Annotated in this window: 12 protein-coding genes; 8 read left to right on the plus strand and 4 right to left on the minus strand. The window is 70.6% G+C overall.

The annotated features are described in order from the left end of the window. Positions 1 to 280: 280 nt before the first annotated feature. Entirely contained in the window at positions 281 to 1,837 is a 1,557-nt protein-coding gene (locus OG933_RS34635; RefSeq protein ID WP_405630796.1) for an amino acid permease, read from the minus strand. A 238-nt stretch (positions 1,838 to 2,075) separates the two neighbouring features. On the opposite strand from OG933_RS34635, the gene OG933_RS34640 reads away from it, so the two are divergent. The 3 genes from OG933_RS34640 to OG933_RS34650 all read left to right on the plus strand — a co-directional run bounded on the left by OG933_RS34640 (position 2,076) and on the right by OG933_RS34650 (position 4,663). After that, positions 2,076 to 2,699: a PadR family transcriptional regulator gene (locus OG933_RS34640; protein WP_362533978.1), complete on the plus strand. Its 624-nt coding sequence runs from the start codon at positions 2,076 to 2,078 to the stop codon at positions 2,697 to 2,699. A 165-nt stretch (positions 2,700 to 2,864) separates the two neighbouring features. After that, positions 2,865 to 3,890 (plus strand): ATP-binding cassette domain-containing protein, encoded by a 1,026-nt coding sequence (locus OG933_RS34645; protein ID WP_362533976.1) that lies wholly within the window; start codon positions 2,865 to 2,867, stop codon positions 3,888 to 3,890. Further along, positions 3,887 to 4,663: an ABC transporter permease gene (locus OG933_RS34650; protein ID WP_405630798.1), complete on the plus strand. Its 777-nt coding sequence runs from the start codon at positions 3,887 to 3,889 to the stop codon at positions 4,661 to 4,663. Before OG933_RS34645 ends, OG933_RS34650 begins: the two co-directional genes overlap by 4 nt. 72 nt (positions 4,664 to 4,735) lie before the next feature. Here the strand turns inward: OG933_RS34650 and OG933_RS34655 are convergent, their stop codons facing one another. Both OG933_RS34655 and OG933_RS34660 read right to left on the minus strand, forming a co-directional pair. Continuing rightward, positions 4,736 to 5,581: a siderophore-interacting protein gene (locus OG933_RS34655; RefSeq protein ID WP_362533971.1), complete on the minus strand. Its 846-nt coding sequence runs from the start codon at positions 5,579 to 5,581 to the stop codon at positions 4,736 to 4,738. A gap of 161 nt (positions 5,582 to 5,742) precedes the next feature. Beyond that, positions 5,743 to 6,681: a 5'-3' exonuclease gene (locus tag OG933_RS34660; RefSeq protein ID WP_362534034.1), complete on the minus strand. Its 939-nt coding sequence runs from the start codon at positions 6,679 to 6,681 to the stop codon at positions 5,743 to 5,745. Between the two features lie 207 nt (positions 6,682 to 6,888). Here OG933_RS34660 and OG933_RS34665 point away from each other — a divergent pair, with 207 nt between their 5' ends. The 5 genes from OG933_RS34665 (at position 6,889) to OG933_RS34685 (ending at position 13,243) form a co-directional block, all read left to right on the plus strand. After that, entirely contained in the window at positions 6,889 to 7,974 is a 1,086-nt protein-coding gene (locus tag OG933_RS34665; protein ID WP_405630801.1) for a glycine betaine/L-proline ABC transporter ATP-binding protein, read from the plus strand. Further along, a complete protein-coding gene (locus OG933_RS34670) occupies positions 7,967 to 9,781 on the plus strand; it encodes an ABC transporter permease/substrate binding protein (protein ID WP_405630803.1) in 1,815 nt (604 codons plus the stop codon). Before OG933_RS34665 ends, OG933_RS34670 begins: the two co-directional genes overlap by 8 nt. Positions 9,782 to 10,286: 505 nt before the next feature. Then, positions 10,287 to 10,877 (plus strand): helix-turn-helix domain-containing protein, encoded by a 591-nt coding sequence (locus tag OG933_RS34675; protein WP_020128360.1) that lies wholly within the window; start codon positions 10,287 to 10,289, stop codon positions 10,875 to 10,877. Beyond that, on the plus strand, positions 10,877 to 11,602 hold the full coding sequence (locus tag OG933_RS34680) for a helical backbone metal receptor (protein WP_405630805.1): 726 nt from the start codon (positions 10,877 to 10,879) through the stop codon (positions 11,600 to 11,602). The genes OG933_RS34675 and OG933_RS34680 overlap by 1 nt, the downstream gene beginning before the upstream one ends. 9 nt (positions 11,603 to 11,611) lie before the next feature. Next, positions 11,612 to 13,243 (plus strand): recombinase family protein, encoded by a 1,632-nt coding sequence (locus OG933_RS34685; RefSeq protein WP_405630808.1) that lies wholly within the window; start codon positions 11,612 to 11,614, stop codon positions 13,241 to 13,243. Between the two features lie 173 nt (positions 13,244 to 13,416). Here the strand turns inward: OG933_RS34685 and OG933_RS34690 are convergent, their stop codons facing one another. Then, positions 13,417 to 14,790 carry a replication initiator gene (locus tag OG933_RS34690; protein WP_405633590.1) on the minus strand — a complete coding sequence of 458 codons (1,374 nt, stop codon included), beginning with the start codon at positions 14,788 to 14,790 and terminating at the stop codon, positions 13,417 to 13,419. Between the last annotated feature and the right edge of the window lie 35 nt (positions 14,791 to 14,825).

Consider the following 14,825-nt stretch of genomic DNA (forward strand, 5'->3'; position numbering starts at 1 on the left):
GGCACGCCTACGCGCGCGTGCCTGGTGCCTCGTCGGCCTCGCGGACCCGCATGCGAGACGCGGCCGCCGGCCCGCCGCACCTGTCGGCCTTTCGCACCGCCAGGCGGCCGACCCGGCGCACTTGCCCGTCCAGGGCGTACGCAGCACCGCGCGGCCCGCGCTGGATCGGCAGTGGGCGCTTTCTGCGGCGCGCCTGGCCGGCGGTCGGGCCGACGCGCGCGTGGCTGCCCACGCGCGCGTCGGCCCGACGTTTTCGTCTGCCGGACCGTGGCCGTCGGGGCTACGCGGCCGCCGACTCCGGTGCCGCGGCGGCCGGCGCCGGTGAGCGCCCGCGGTAGGTCCGGAAGGCCACGCCGGCCGCGAGTGTCGTGCCGAGGAACAGCACGGTGAACCACTGGAAGTACCAGTGGCCGCCGGCCGGGTCGTACACCGCCGCGCGCGGCCAGGCCAGGTTGACCGTCATCAGCAGGCCGTAGAGGAGCGCGAGGGCGTTCACCGGGACGCCCCAGCGGCCCAGGGAGAACAGGCGGGCGCCCGTCTCGTCCGTGCCGGCCGAGGAGAACTGTCCGCGCAGCCGGCGCACCAGCAGCGGGCCGGTGACCATCGCGTACGCCAGGTAGAGCATCACGATGCAGGTCGTGCCGATGGCCAGGAAGGCGTCCGGTGAGGCGAAGTTGAGCAGCAGCAGGGCCGCCGCGAGGACGCCGACCACCAGCGCCGGGGCGCTCGGCATGCCGGTACGGGGGTTCACGCGCGCGAGGCGGCCGGAGAACGGGAGCTGTCCGTCGCGGGCCATGGAGAACAGCATCCGGCAGGCCGCCGTCTGGATGGCGAGCGTCGCCACCGCGATCGCGACCACCACGTCCGCCAGCAGCACCTTGCCGACCCCGTCGCCGAGGCTGCTGGTGAGGACGTAGCTGAGGCCGTCGACCCCGAGCCGTCCGTCGGTGAGGCTGGGGGCGGCGAGCAGCCCGCCCAGCACGATCAGCCCGCCGAGCAGGCCGGCCGCGCCGAGCGCGGTGAGGATCGTGCGGGGCGCGGTGCGCCGCGGGTGGTGTGTCTCCTCGCTCATCTCGCCCGCGCTGTCGAACCCGATCATCACGTACGCGGCCGTGAACGAGCCGACGAGCAGCGCCCCGAACAGGCCGTTCTGCGCGGCCCCTTCGGTGTGGAAGGTGATGCTCGGAGCTCGCTCGGAGTGGGTGAGCAGCAGCACGACGATGAGTACCGCGCCGATGATCTCGGCGGTCACGCCGACCCGGTTGATCACGGACATCACGCGGTTGTCGACGACGTTCACGAAGGTGGTGAGCGCCAGCAGGAGCACGCCGAGCAGCGCCGCGTTGGCCGCGCCGTCGGGCGAGGTGGGCGCCGGGTCGGTGCCGATCAGCTGGAAGCCCGACCAGATCGCCGGCAGCACCATCTGGAGCGCCAGAGCGGCCGCGGCGACCACGACGATCTGCCCGATCACCATGATCCAGCCGGCGAACCAGCCGAACGACGGAGTCGACAGCCGCGAGGACCACTGGTAGATCGCGCCCGAGATCGGGTAGCGCGCCGCCAGCTCCGCGAAGCACGCGGCGACCAGCAACTGACCGACCAGCACGATGGGCCAGGCCCAGAAGAAGACCGGGCCGCCGAAGGCGTACCCGAAGGCGAAGAACTGGAAGACGGTCGTCAGCACGGAGATGAAGGAGAACCCGGCGGCGAACGAGGCGTACCTGCCCAGGCTGCGGTGCAGCTCCTGGCGGTAGCCGAACTCGGCCAGGGAGCCGTCGCCCGCGTCGGGGGAGTGCGGCGGGTCGGGGCGTACGTCGGAAGGGGCTGTTGTCGTCACGGCGGAACCTGCCTTGGGCCCAGAGGGAACGTAATTCCTGTCGGGCGACAGAAATTAGGGACGCGCTGTTTCGTGCGCGTCACGCCGCCGTGTCCGGGGCGGGCCCAAGTCCTCACGTCCTCACACACCTCACCCGATCGCGTTACATCGCGTCTCTTGCGAACGTGCGGGGACTCGCGATATGTTCGGCCACGGATATTCGGTGGCGAGCTGTTCATCGTGAAGCGAGGTGGTCGTCGTGACGAGGAAGCGCCGCAAGCTCAGCAATCCGTTGGCGCTCGCCGTGATGACGACGCTCTGGCAGAAGCCGATGCATCCGTACGAGATCGCCCAGACCCTGCGCAGTCAGGGCAAGGACACCAGTACGAAGACGAACTACGGCTCGCTCTACACCGTCGTGCAGAACCTCGAGAAGTACGGCTTCGTCGAGGTGACCGGTGTGGAACGCCAGGGCAACCGCCCCGAGCGCACGGTCTACGGGCTCACCGAGGCCGGGCGTGAGGAGATGGCCGAGTGGCTGTCCGATCTGATCGCCATCCCCGCCAAGGAGTACCCGATCTTCGAGACGGCGCTCTCGCTGATGGCGGCACTGCCTCCCGACGACGTGGTGCGCCTGCTGGAGACCCGGCTGAGTGCGCTGGAGGTCCAGGTGGCCGGCGGCCGGGGCGTCCTCGAGAAGCTCTACGAGACGCTGCCGAGGCTCTTCCTCGTCGAGGTCGAGTACCAGCTGCACATGGTCGAGGCGCAGGCCGAGTGGGTCGGCGGATTCCTCGAGGAGATCAGGAAGGGCTCACTGCCCGGCGTCGAGGACTGGCGGCGTTTCCACGAGACGGGGGAGCTGCCGACGGAATTCACCTCTTGAGAAACGACCCCGGCAGGGCTGTTGCAGCAGCTCCGCCGGGGTCCCCAACCCCGAACGGAATCCGCCGTGAAGCGGCTCCGGGCCATCGAGGTGCGGCACACCCAGGATAGCCCGGCGCTCTTCACGCGGATCAGTAGTCCTGTCCGCTCACGAAGGAGCACCGTCATGAGCAACACCCGCGCGCCCGCGGTCGAGGCGCGTCGACTCGTCAAGACCTACCCCGGTGGCGTCACCGCCCTGAACGGCCTCGAGATCACCGTCGAGCCCGGTACCGTCTTCGGGCTGCTCGGCCCCAACGGCGCCGGCAAGTCCACCGCGGTCAAGATCCTCACCACCCTCGCCCGCCCCGACTCCGGCTCGGCCACCGTCGCCGGTCACGACGTGCTGCGCCACCCGGACCGGGTGCGCCGCGCGATCGGCGTGGTCGCCCAGAACTCCGGCGCCGACCCGGTCGCCACCGGCCGCGACAACCTCCGCCTCCAGGGCAGGCTCTACGGCCTGCGGGGGGCCGCCCTCGACCGGCGCGTCGACGAGCTGCTCGAGCGTTTCGCGCTCTCCGGGGCCGCCGGGCGCCCGGTCAAGGGCTACTCCGGCGGCATGCGGCGCCGGCTCGACGTCGCCCTCGGTCTGGTGCACCGGCCCGAGGTGCTCTTCCTCGACGAGCCCACCACCGGCCTGGACCCGGAGGCCCGCACCGCGATGTGGGACGAGATCGGCCGGCTGGCCGGCGAGGAGGGGCTGACCATCCTGCTCACCACGCACTACCTGGAGGAGGCCGACCGGCTCGCCGAGCGCGTCGCCATCGTCGACCGCGGCCGGATCGTCGTCACCGGCACTCCCGACTCCCTCAAGGGCGAACTCCGCGGCGACGCCGTGCATGTGGAGCTGCGCACCGCGCTGGGCGAGAGCGGCCGTGTGCTGCTGGAGGGCGCCCTGGGCGGGCTGCCCGGCGTCCACGAGGTGGTGTTCGACGGGCCACGGATCAGCGTCCGCGCCGAGGACGGAGCGGCGGCGGTGCCCGCGCTGCTCGGTGCCCTGGAGCGGGCCGGGGCGGCCGTCGCCACCGCGACCGTCGCCCGCCCCTCCCTCGACGACGTCTACCTGCGGTACGCGGGCCGTCGCTACGCCGAGGCCGAGGCCGAGAGCGGGACCGCCGCCGACGCCCTCGTCCTCGCCGGGGGTGCGCGATGAGCACCGCGATCGTCCAGACCTGGTACATGACGCAACGCCAGCTGATGGTGTTCGCCCGCCAGCCCGCGTACGCCGTGATCACCCTGATCCAGCCGGTGATCTGGCTGTTCCTCTTCGGCAGTCTCTTCAAGAACGTCGTGGCGCTGGGCGGCTTCGGTACGGCCTCCTACCTCGACTACCTGGTGCCGGGCGTGGTCGTGATGAGCGCGCTCGCCTCCAACCTGTGGGCGGGCATGGGCACGTTGGAGGAGATCCAGCGCGGCACCCTCAACCGTTTTCTGACCACCCCGGTCAGCCGGGCCGCGCTGATGAACGGCAATGTCGTCCACAACGGCATCGTCACCGCCCTGCAGTCGGCCGTCATCGTGCTGCTGGGCCTGGCGGGCGGTGCGCAGTACCCGGGCGGGTTCGTGGGCGTCGTCGTCCTGGTCGTCGCCTCGGTGCTGCTGGGCACGGTCTTCGGGGCGCTGTCCAACGCCCTGGGCATGCTGGTGCGGGAGCGGGAGTCGATCATCGGCGTCAACACGTTCCTGCTGCTGCCGCTGACCTTCCTCTCCAGCGCGTTCATGGCACCGGACCGGATGCCCGGCTGGATACGGCAGGTGGCCCGCTTCAACCCGTTGGACTGGGCGATGGTCGCCGGCCGGTCGGCCCTGTCCGCCGACCCCGACTGGGGCGCGGTGCTCCTGCGCGGCGGGGCGCTTCTCGCGCTCGCGACGGCGGCCGTGTGGCTCTCGATCGGGACGTTCCGGTCGTACCAGCGGTCGGTGTAGGCGCAGGCGGGTGCGGCCCCCAGGGGGTCGCAGGGGCGGCCCGCGCCACGATTGCGGGCCGCTTCCGTCAGGTCAGGCGGCCGGTGCCGCGCCCTCCTGCTCCGCCTCCACGCGCGCGTTCCAGTCCCGCTTCGAGGCCTGCCAGCCGTCCTCGTTGTGGCCGAGCCGCCAGTAGCCGGAGATCGACAGGTCCTCGCGCGGGATCTGGAGCTCGACGCGCAGGAGCTTGCGCAGCTCCTTCACGCAGGCGGCCTCGCCGTGCACGAACGCGTGCAGGCGGCCCTCGGGGAACTCCAGCGCCCGTACGGCCTCGACGAGCCGCTCGCCGACCGGCCGGTCGCCGCGGTGCAGCCAGACGATCTCCACGTCGGAGTCGACCTTCTGCTCCTCCTCGGGGCCCGACACCTCGATGAAGGCGTGGGCGACGCTGCCGGCGGGCAGCGACTCCAGGGCGGCCGCGATGGCCGGCAGGGCGCTCTCGTCGCCGACCAGCAGATGCCAGTCGGCGGTGGTGTCGGGCGCGTAGGCGCCACCGGGGCCCATGAAGCGGACGGTCTCGCCCGGCTGGACGCGCGCCGCCCACGGCCCGGCCAGGCCCTCGTCGCCGTGGACCACGAAGTCCAGGGTCAGCTCGCGGAGTTCGGCGTCCCAGTTGCGCACGGTGTACGTGCGGGTCACCGGCCAGTGCTCACGGGGGAACTCGGCGCGGATGCGTTCCAGGTCGAAGGGCTCGGGGTAGGTCACGCCCTCGGGGCCGAAGAGCAGTTTGACGTAGTGGTCGGTGCAGGTGCCCGCGGTGAAGTCGGCCAGGCCCTCGCCGCCGAGGACGACGCGCTGCATATGGGGGGTGAGCCGTTCGGTGCGGACGACCTGCGCGGAGTGGGGCGTCCGCGGCTTCCGTGCCGGACGTTCTGCCATGACGGCCTCCCATGTGGGTATGGTTAGGTTTACCTAAGTTAGCATCTCTTCCCCCGGTGATGCCCTCCCCGTTCGAGAGTCGGCTCACCTCTCATCCGGATCTCATGCAGAGGATGACTCCCGGCCTGCGCCGTTGTCATTCCCCGACACGAGAGCAATGGTTACGCGGACGGTGTGCCCAGGGTCGTCAACAGCCGCTGGAGCGACCCACCGAGTCCCCAGCGCTGCGCCAGTGCCTCCAGTGTCGCTCCGTCCCGCGGTGCGCGCGGCAACGCGGTGTCCACGTCCGGCAGGGGCACGTCGTCGGCGACCTTGACCACCGTCGGCGCGACGGCGAGATACGGCCGGGCCTCGTCCAGCCGCAGCCGCTGCGACGGCGTCAGCTTCGCCGCGCGGTCGTCGATCGCCGCCACGATCCCGGCCAGGTCGCCGAACTCGGCCAGCAGCTTGGCCGCGGTCTTCTCCCCGATGCCCGGCACGCCGGGCAGGCCGTCGCTCGGGTCGCCGCGCAGCAGCGCCAGATCCGCGTAGCCGCTCCCGTCGACGCCGTACTTCTCGCGCAGCCACGCCTCGTCCGTGAGCTGGAGCGTGCCGACGCCCTTCAGCGGATACAGCACGCGTACCCCGCGGGCGTCGTCCACCAGCTGGTAGAGGTCGCGGTCGCCGGTGACGATGTCGACCGGGCCCTTCGCCCGCCCGGTGAACGTGCCGATCACGTCGTCCGCCTCGTAGCCGGCGACGCCCACCCGTGCGATGCCGAGCGCGTCCAGGACCGCCTCGATGATCGGCACCTGCGGCGAGAGGGTGTCCGGCACCTCCTCCTCGTCCGGCCCCGTCTCGCGCTCCTCGGCGACGCGGTGCGCCTTGTAGGAGGGGATGAGGTCGACGCGCCACTGGGGGCGCCAGTCGGCGTCCATGCAGGCGACCAGCTCGTCCGGCCGGTGGTCCTTCACCAGCCGGTCGATGAAGTCCAGCAGTCCGCGCACGGCGTTCACCGGAGTGCCGTCCGGCGCCTTCACGGAGTCCGGGACGCCGAAGTAGGCGCGGAAGTAGAGCGAGGCGGTGTCGAGGAGCATCAGTCGTCCGGTCACGCCTCGCATCATGCCGCACGCGTGCCCCGGTATCCGGTGCGTATTCACTCCCGTGGCAGGAGTGAACCTCGTGTGAAACCTGCTGTGAACTGAACCACTCGTACGTTTGCCCCCATCGGACCAGGGCAGGGGCGGCCTCGGAGCAGTGCCCGGTTGCACTTTCAACTGTTTGCTGTTGCCGACTGCTCCGATTCCTGTCCCCGACGAGAGGTACGCGTGTCCTCCAGGCTTGAGGCCGAGCATCTGCACAAGGTGTTCGGCAGACGACCGCAGCAGGCAGTCGAGCGGCTCCGGGAGGGAGCCGACCGGGAGGATTTGCGCGCCGACGGCACCACGGCCGCCGTCATCGACGCCTCCTTCACGGTGGCCCCGGGCGAGATCTTCGTCGTGATGGGTCTGTCCGGCTCGGGCAAGTCCACCCTGCTGCGGATGCTCAACGGGCTGCTGGAGCCGACCGCCGGACGCGTCCTCTTCGACGGCCAGGACCTCACCGCCCTCGCCGACCGCGAACTGCGCGAGGTCCGGGCGAAGAAGATCAGCATGGTCTTCCAGCACTTCGCGCTCTTCCCGCACCGCAGCGTCCTCGACAACGCCGCCTACGGCCTCGCCGTCCAGGGCGTCCCCCGCCGCGAACGCGAGGAGCGTGCCGCCGAGGCGCTGCGGCTCTGCGGTCTGGCCGGCTGGGAGAAGTCCTGGCCGGACGAGCTGTCCGGCGGCATGCAGCAGCGTGTCGGCCTGGCCCGCGCCCTCGCCACCGACGCCGACCTGCTCCTGATGGACGAGTCCTTCAGCGCGCTGGACCCGCTGATCCGCCGCGACATGCAGGACCAGCTCCTCACGCTCCAGCAGACGCTGAAGAAGACCATCGTCTTCATCACCCACGACCTCAACGAGGCCATGCGTCTGGGCGACCGGATCGCCGTCATGCGCGACGGCCGGATCGTGCAGACGGGCACGGCGGAGGACATCCTGCTCCGCCCCGCGAACGACTACGTCGCCTCCTTCATCCAGGACGTCGACCGCTCCCGCGTGCTGACCGCCTCCGCCGTCATGGACACCGCCGTGCGCGGCGACGAGGCCGACTGCGGCTGCGAGACCGCCACCCCCGACACCCCGTTCACCGCGCTGTGCGCGCTCAGCGCCCGCCTGGACCATCCGGTCGCCGTCCTCGACGGCAAGCGGAAACTCGTCGGCGCCGTGTCGGGCCGGCACCTCGTCCGCTTCCTCGGCGACGAACAGGGCCGGGCGACGGCCTGCGACAGTCCGCGCGACGGCGGGAAGAAGGTGACGGCCCGTGCCTAGGCTGCACCTCGGCGACTGGGTCGACTCCGGCGTCGAATGGCTCGTCACCCACATGTCCTGGCTCTTCGACGCGATCAAGACGGTCGTCGAGGGCATGTACGACGGTCTCGACACCGTCCTCACCGCCCCCGAACCGCTCCTCCTCGCCGGCATCCTCGCGGTGCTCGCCTGGTGGCTGCGCGGCCTCGTCGCGGGCGTCCTGGCCTTCGCCGGGTTCGCCCTCATCGACTCCCTCGCCCTGTGGGACGAGGCGATGTCGACGCTCTCCCTGGTGCTCGTGGCCACGGTGATCGCCCTGGTGGTCTCCCTCCCGCTGGGCATCTGGGCCGCCCGCTCCAAGGCCGTCAGCGCCACCCTCCGCCCCGTCCTGGACCTGCTCCAGACCATGCCGTCGATGGTGCTGCTGATCCCGGCCATCCTGTTCTTCGGCATGGGCGTCCCCGCGGGCGTCATCGCCACCCTGATCTTCGCGCTCGCCCCGGGCGTCCGGATGACCGAGCTCGGCATCCGCCAGGTCGACCCCGAACTCGTCGAGGCCGCCGAGGCGTTCGGCACGACGCCCCGCGACACCCTGCTGCGCGTACAGCTGCCGCTCGCCCTGCCGACGATCATGGCGGGCGTCAACCAGGTCATCATGCTGGGCCTGTCGATGGTCGTCATCGCCGGCATGGTCGGCACCGGCGGCCTCGGTGGCGCCGTCAACGAGGCCATCGGCCAGCTCGACATCGGCCTCGGCTTCGAGGCGGGCCTCGGCATCGTGGTCCTCGCCATCTACCTGGACCGGATGACCGGCGCCCTCGGCACCCGGATCTCCCCGCTCGGCCGCCGCGCCGCCGCCAAGGCCCGGGGCACGGTGTGGACGTACCGTCCGCGCCCGGCCGTGGCCGTGGTCGGCGTGGTCGTGCTCGCCCTGGTCGCCGGCGGCATGAACGTCTTCGGCCCCTCCTCCGGTACCGCCGAGGCCTCCGCCTCGGACATCGGCAAGGGCAAGGAGGTCAAGATCGGCTACATCCCGTGGGACGAGGGCATCGCCTCCACGTACCTCTGGAAGGAACTCCTGGAGGAACGCGGCTTCGACGTCACCACCACCCAGTACGCCGCGGGCCCCCTGTACACCGGCGTCGCCACCGGGCAGATCGACTTCCAGACCGACGCCTGGCTGCCCACCACCCACGACGAGTACTGGAAGAAGTACGGCGAACAGCTCGACGATCTGGGCTCCTGGTACGGCCCCACCTCCCTGGAGCTCGCCGTCCCCTCGTACGTGAAGGACGTCGGCTCCCTGGCGGACCTGAAGAGCCACGCCGCCGAGTTCGACGGCAAGATCACCGGCATCGAGCCCAGCGCCGGGATGATGGGCCTGCTCAAGGACAAGGTCCTGGGGCAGTACGGCCTCGACGGCGCCTACACCGTCGTCGACGGCTCCACCCCGGCGATGCTCGCCGAACTCAAGCGCGCCTACGCCGCCAAGAAGCCGATCGTCGTCACCCTGTGGTCGCCGCACTGGGCCTACAGCGACTACGACCTGAAGAAGCTCGAGGACCCCCGGGGTGCCTGGGGCAAGGGAGACGGCGTGCACACCGTCGCCCGCAAGGGCTTCGCCGCCGACAACCCCGAGGTCGGCAAGTGGCTGAAGAACTTCCGCATGACCGAGTCCCAGCTCACCGGTCTGGAGGCGCGGATCCAGAAGGCCGGCAAGGGCAAGGAGCAGGACGCGGTCCGGACCTGGCTGAAGGAGAATCCAGGTCTGGTCGAGAAGTGGGTACCGGTCGCCGATTCGGGGCAGGAAAGCCGGGCGGCCCGGTGACCTGACAGCACCGCGACCGCCTGACGAGGGGCGGGCACCGACGTACGGCCTCCGGGCCCGCGTCGGGGCCCGCCCCTCGTGTCGTTCCCGCACGTTCCCCGCCGCTCCCGCTCCCGCTCCCGCTCCCATCCGCCCCGCCGCGCCCCGCCGTGCCCCGCCGCGGCGCTGGTCCGGCCCCGTCCGCCCGTCGCCCCGCCACAGCAAGAATCCGGCCAAGTACGGAGAGCTACGCCCATGCCCGAGCCGAGGCTCCGCGACGCCGGGGACGAGCGGGAACATGCGCGGCCGTTCGCGCATTGAACCGGACAACCGGTGAGCGGGTCCGTGCCTGGCGTGTCCGGGGTCCGATCGGCTGGCGCGAACTGTGAGGTCCGGTGTCACGCCAGGTGTCCTCGATGTGACGGGCGCATGAAACGGTTTGCCGAACATGCGTAGGGTGCAGACAACTCCTCGGAGGGCGTAGAGGACGTCATGGCAGCGACGAGCTAAGGAGGGAGCCGGAGCGATGGGCGACCACAAAGAACAGCCACTGCGAGTGGGCGCGGCCGTGCGGCGCCGACGCCGGTCCCTGGAGCTCACCCTCGCCGTCGTGGCCGAGCGCAGCGGCCTGTCGGTCCCGTTCCTCAGCCAGATCGAGAACGAGCGCGCGCGGCCCAGCACCAGCTCCCTGGAGAAGGTCGCCGACGCCCTGCGCACCACGGCCGTCGAGCTCCTCGCCGCCGCCGACCCCGCGTGCAGCGTGGACGTCGTGCGCGCCGAGGTGACCGAGCCGGGTCCGGGGCCCGAGCCGGAGCCGCGCTCCCGTTCCCTGGTGCGCGGTCACCATCAGATGCACGCCTCGGAGTTCACCGGCGACCATGACGCGGGCCGCGAGTTCCAGTACCGCAACGACCAGTTGATGTACGTGGCCGACGGCGCCGTGGAGATCGAGGCGGAGGGCCGCGCCTACCGCCTCGGCCGGGGCGACACCCTGTACCTCACCGGTGGCGTCCGTCACCGCTGGCGGGCGACCGTGCCGGACACCCGGGTGGTCGTCGTCGCCGTGGCGGAGCACATCGAGGCGGTACGGGACCGGGACCGGGGCCGGAAGCGGTAGTGCGGATCGTCTCGCTGGTGCCGTCGCTCACGGAGGCGGTGGCTTCCTCCGTGCCCGGCGCCCTGGTCGGCGCCACCGACTGGTGCACTCACCCGGCGGACCTGGACGTCGTCCGGATCGGCGGAACCAAGAACCCCCGGGTCGACCGGATCGTCGCTCTCGCCCCCGACCTGGTGATCGCCAACGAGGAGGAGAACCGGGAACCGGACCTGGCCGACCTGCGCGCGGCCGGCCTCGACGTCCTGGTGACCGCGATCCGCGACCTCCCGCAGGCCTTCGGTGAGCTGGCGCGGGTGCTCCGGGCGTGCGGGGCGCCCTCGCGGCCCAGGTGGCTCGACGAGGCGGAGGAGGCGTGGGCGGCGCCGCTGCCGTCCAGCCACCGCCGGACGGCCGTCGTACCGATCTGGCGCCGCCCGTGGATGGTCCTGGGCCGCGACACCTTCGCCGGGGACGTGCTGGCCCGCCTGGGCGTCGACCAGCTCTACGCCGGGCACGCCGAACGCTATCCGCGGATCCCGGTCGAGGAGCTGCTCGCCGCCGCACCGGACCTGGTCGTGCTGCCCGACGAGCCCTACCGCTTCACCGCGGACGACGGCCCGGAGGCCTTCCCCGGTCTGCCCTGCGCGCTGCTCAGCGGACGGCACCTGACGTGGTACGGCCCGTCACTCGCCGAGGCGCCGAAGGTGCTGGGCGAGGCGCTGCGAGCAGCACATCCACGGATGTAGCTTCTGGGCATGGCCGAGGACCTGGTACAGCGAGCGCACTGGGGCAACTTGGAAGGGCAGAACTGGGCCGGACTGGCCCGGCTGTCCACGGAAGAGATCGAGGGCGAGGCCCTCGACGACGGCGCACGGGAATCGACGCGCTTCGTGCCGATGACCAGCAGGGACATCAAGAGCACGGAGGAGCAGGAGAAAGACGGCCGTCAGTTCATCGAGAGCCGAGGCGGCCGGTACATCCACACCTACCTGGAGCCGGACACCTCGGCTTGGAAGCGCCGGCGCGTGCGCCTGCCCGATGGGACCACGGGTTACCGCGTAGTGAGGCCGGTATTCGAAGGCGCGCTGGAGGATCTCAAGCAGGGCACCGCGCCGAACGGGGAACGCATCGACGGACTGATCGTCTATGACATCGATCGCCTCACGCGCGACCCCCGGCACCTCGAAGACGCGATCGAGACCGTCGAGCACTACCGCCGACCGATCATCGACATCACGGGCACCCTGGATCTGCTCACCGACAACGGCCGAGCCATGGCCCGAGTAGTCGTCGCCATGGCCAACAAGCAGTCGGCTGACACGGCCCGGCGACTGAAACGCAACCACAAGGCGCGGCGAGACCTGGGCATACCAGTGGGCGGTACGCGCCCATTCGGGTGGCAGGAGGACAAGCGCACGCTCAATCCGACCGAGGCAGACCTGATCCGAAAGGCAGCTCGGCGGCTCATCGAGGGTGCGACGTGGTACGCGATCATCGCCGACTGGAATCGCAAGGGCATCACCACGTCCCGAGGCAATGCCTGGACACAGAGCGTACTCAGGGAATCCATGCGGAATCCGCGCCTGTGTGGCTACCGGCCTTACACGGTGGTCGAGTTCGATCCCGACACAGGTCGCGAGCTCAAGAACATGACCATCTCGCGTGACAGCAGAGGCGATCCTGTTATCGGTCAGTGGCAACCGATCTTGACGGTTGCCGAGTGGGAGGCGCTGGTCGCGATCATCGGTGAAGGGCCCGTGCGCGGTTCAGGATTCAATACCCGCAAGTACCTGGGGACCGGGACGCTGCGCTGCGGCAAGGAGGGCTGCGGAGCGCTTCTCCGCCCGTGCAAGGCCTCACCGAGCCTGGGCAAGCCGGAGGGGTACTTCTACTACGGCTGTCATGCGAAGAGCACGGGGCGAGGCTGTGGGGGCGTGAAGATTCCCGGCCCGGAGACGGACGCGTTGATCGCGAAATTGGTGATCGCGAAGTACGAGGAGGAAGCCGCTGCGCGGAATGCGGTTGCGGTCCCTAAGGCATGGCCGGGCGAGGACGAGCTGAGGAACGTTCGGGAAGACATCGACGACCTGAAGCAGGCTCGCAGGGCACGCAAGATCAGCGCTGAACGGTACTACGCGGATCTTGCAGAGTACGAGTCGGACGAGCGTCGGTTGGCGAAGGACCGAAACGCGTGGAATCGCAGGATCCTGGCAGCCCAGGGAGAGCCCGTGGACGTGGCGAAGGAGTGGTACCGCGACGGTGTCACCCTGGCTGAGCGCCGCTCCTATGTGGAACAGACGCTGACTGCGCTTGTCGTTCTCCAGGTGGGCAGAGGGCGCAGGGTCCCTGTACGGGATCGCCTGGTCCCTGTGTGGGCCGAGAAGTAGCAGCGAGACCGGGCTGAGCCCGTCACTTCGTACGGCGCGGGTGACGGGCCTTGCCGCATGTGGACACATCGAGCCCCAAGGAAGCGTTCATCCTCCGCCACTTGGCATCCGACCACTGGGGAGCCCTTCTTGCGTGCGTCCGAGCCCAGACCATGTCGTGATCTTCTGCTTCGTCACTCGGATGCGGCACTCACCCGCCCCCTCTCGGAGGCCCGCACTTCCGATGTGACTTCGCGGTTTACGGCAAGGTCTTCAGCGACCGCGGCGGCCAGGAGTGCCGCGCCCGGCGTATGGCCGGAGCCGACGTAGCGCCACTGAGCATCTGTGACCGTGCCAGCCACGGTGTCGTGGCCGCGGTGTTCGGCACGGTCGGCGCGCAGGGCGGCGTATGTCGTCGAGTAGGCGCGCGACTTGGTGAGGACATGGCCCCGGTAGCCGAGTGTGTGAGCCCAGGCCCGCAGATGCAGGGGTGCGAACTCGGGGAGACCGCCGAGGCGCCAGCACATCCGCATGAGTGCCCGAACGTGGTCGGAGACGCGGGCAGCGTCGATGTCCTCCCATCTCGTGAGCCGGTAGTCGGTGCCGGCCCCTGTCTCGCCCGCTCCTTTGGTGACGTACTTGGCGACGTACGCAGCTACGGCATCGTCGTCCGGTCCGTCGCCATCGGTGCGAAGCGGTCGGGCATCGAGCTGGACGCCCCAGCGGAGGGCGAGTTCGCCGACGGCGGGACTGTGAGGAGTACGGATCACGACCCGGCTTGCGGAGGCACGTACTGAGTCGGCGAGTCCGTTGCTTGTGCCCCAGGCCGGGACTTCGTCGTCGGGTCCGGCCGGGCCGTCGAGGCGGACGACCGCGTGGACGTGGACGGCGGCGCGTTTCTGGTATTCGGCAACGCGGGCGAAGGACAGCCGGGCGTGCTGGGGGAAGCGCGACTGTGTGATGCCGGCCGAGGAGGCGAGGTGACGTCGGACGCCGATGACGAAGCGGTCCCACAGCTTGGAGGCGTGTGCGTGCCAGAGGACGTGGCCGGTGTAGTCGTAGCAGTCGGGGCAGAGCGGTTCGCCGACAGCCGGGTCATCCTGGGCATGGATCAGGCCGCAGCCGAGGGGCCGCCCGTGTTCGCATGCGCCGCCGTCTCGGCGGGGGCGGCACCGTTCGCCAGCACGGTGGACCGAACCGAAGGACGGGGCGGTCAGGGTGATGAAGAGCCGGGGGCTGTGGCGCACGGTGGCAGGGATGTTCTGGCCGCCGAGGAGACCCGCGCGGATGAGGTGGTAGGTGTCGCCGGCATGGAGGCGGGAGCAGGGCGGGCAGATGGTGGCGCGTCGGTTGCGGCAGCGGATGAGGAGGCGTTCGCCGGGTTCGTTGCGGGTGTCGTAGTGGTGGAGGATCTCACCGGTTTCCCCGTCCAGGGTGGTGGTGGAGCCGGAGAGGTGGACGGGGTGGGAGCAGCCACCGGTTGCGGCGATCTGCTCCAGCCAGCGGGGGAATCGGGGGTCTTGGGCGATGCGTAGGGCGTCTCGGTCGGTTTCGGGGAGCTGACGCAGGCGCGCCGCGCGGTCGAGTGCGGCGCGCCTGTGAG

Origin of the sequence: Streptomyces sp. NBC_00016, from assembly GCF_045040885.1 — a bacterium.
GTDB classification, from domain to species: Bacteria; Actinomycetota; Actinomycetes; order Streptomycetales; family Streptomycetaceae; genus Streptomyces; species Streptomyces coriariae.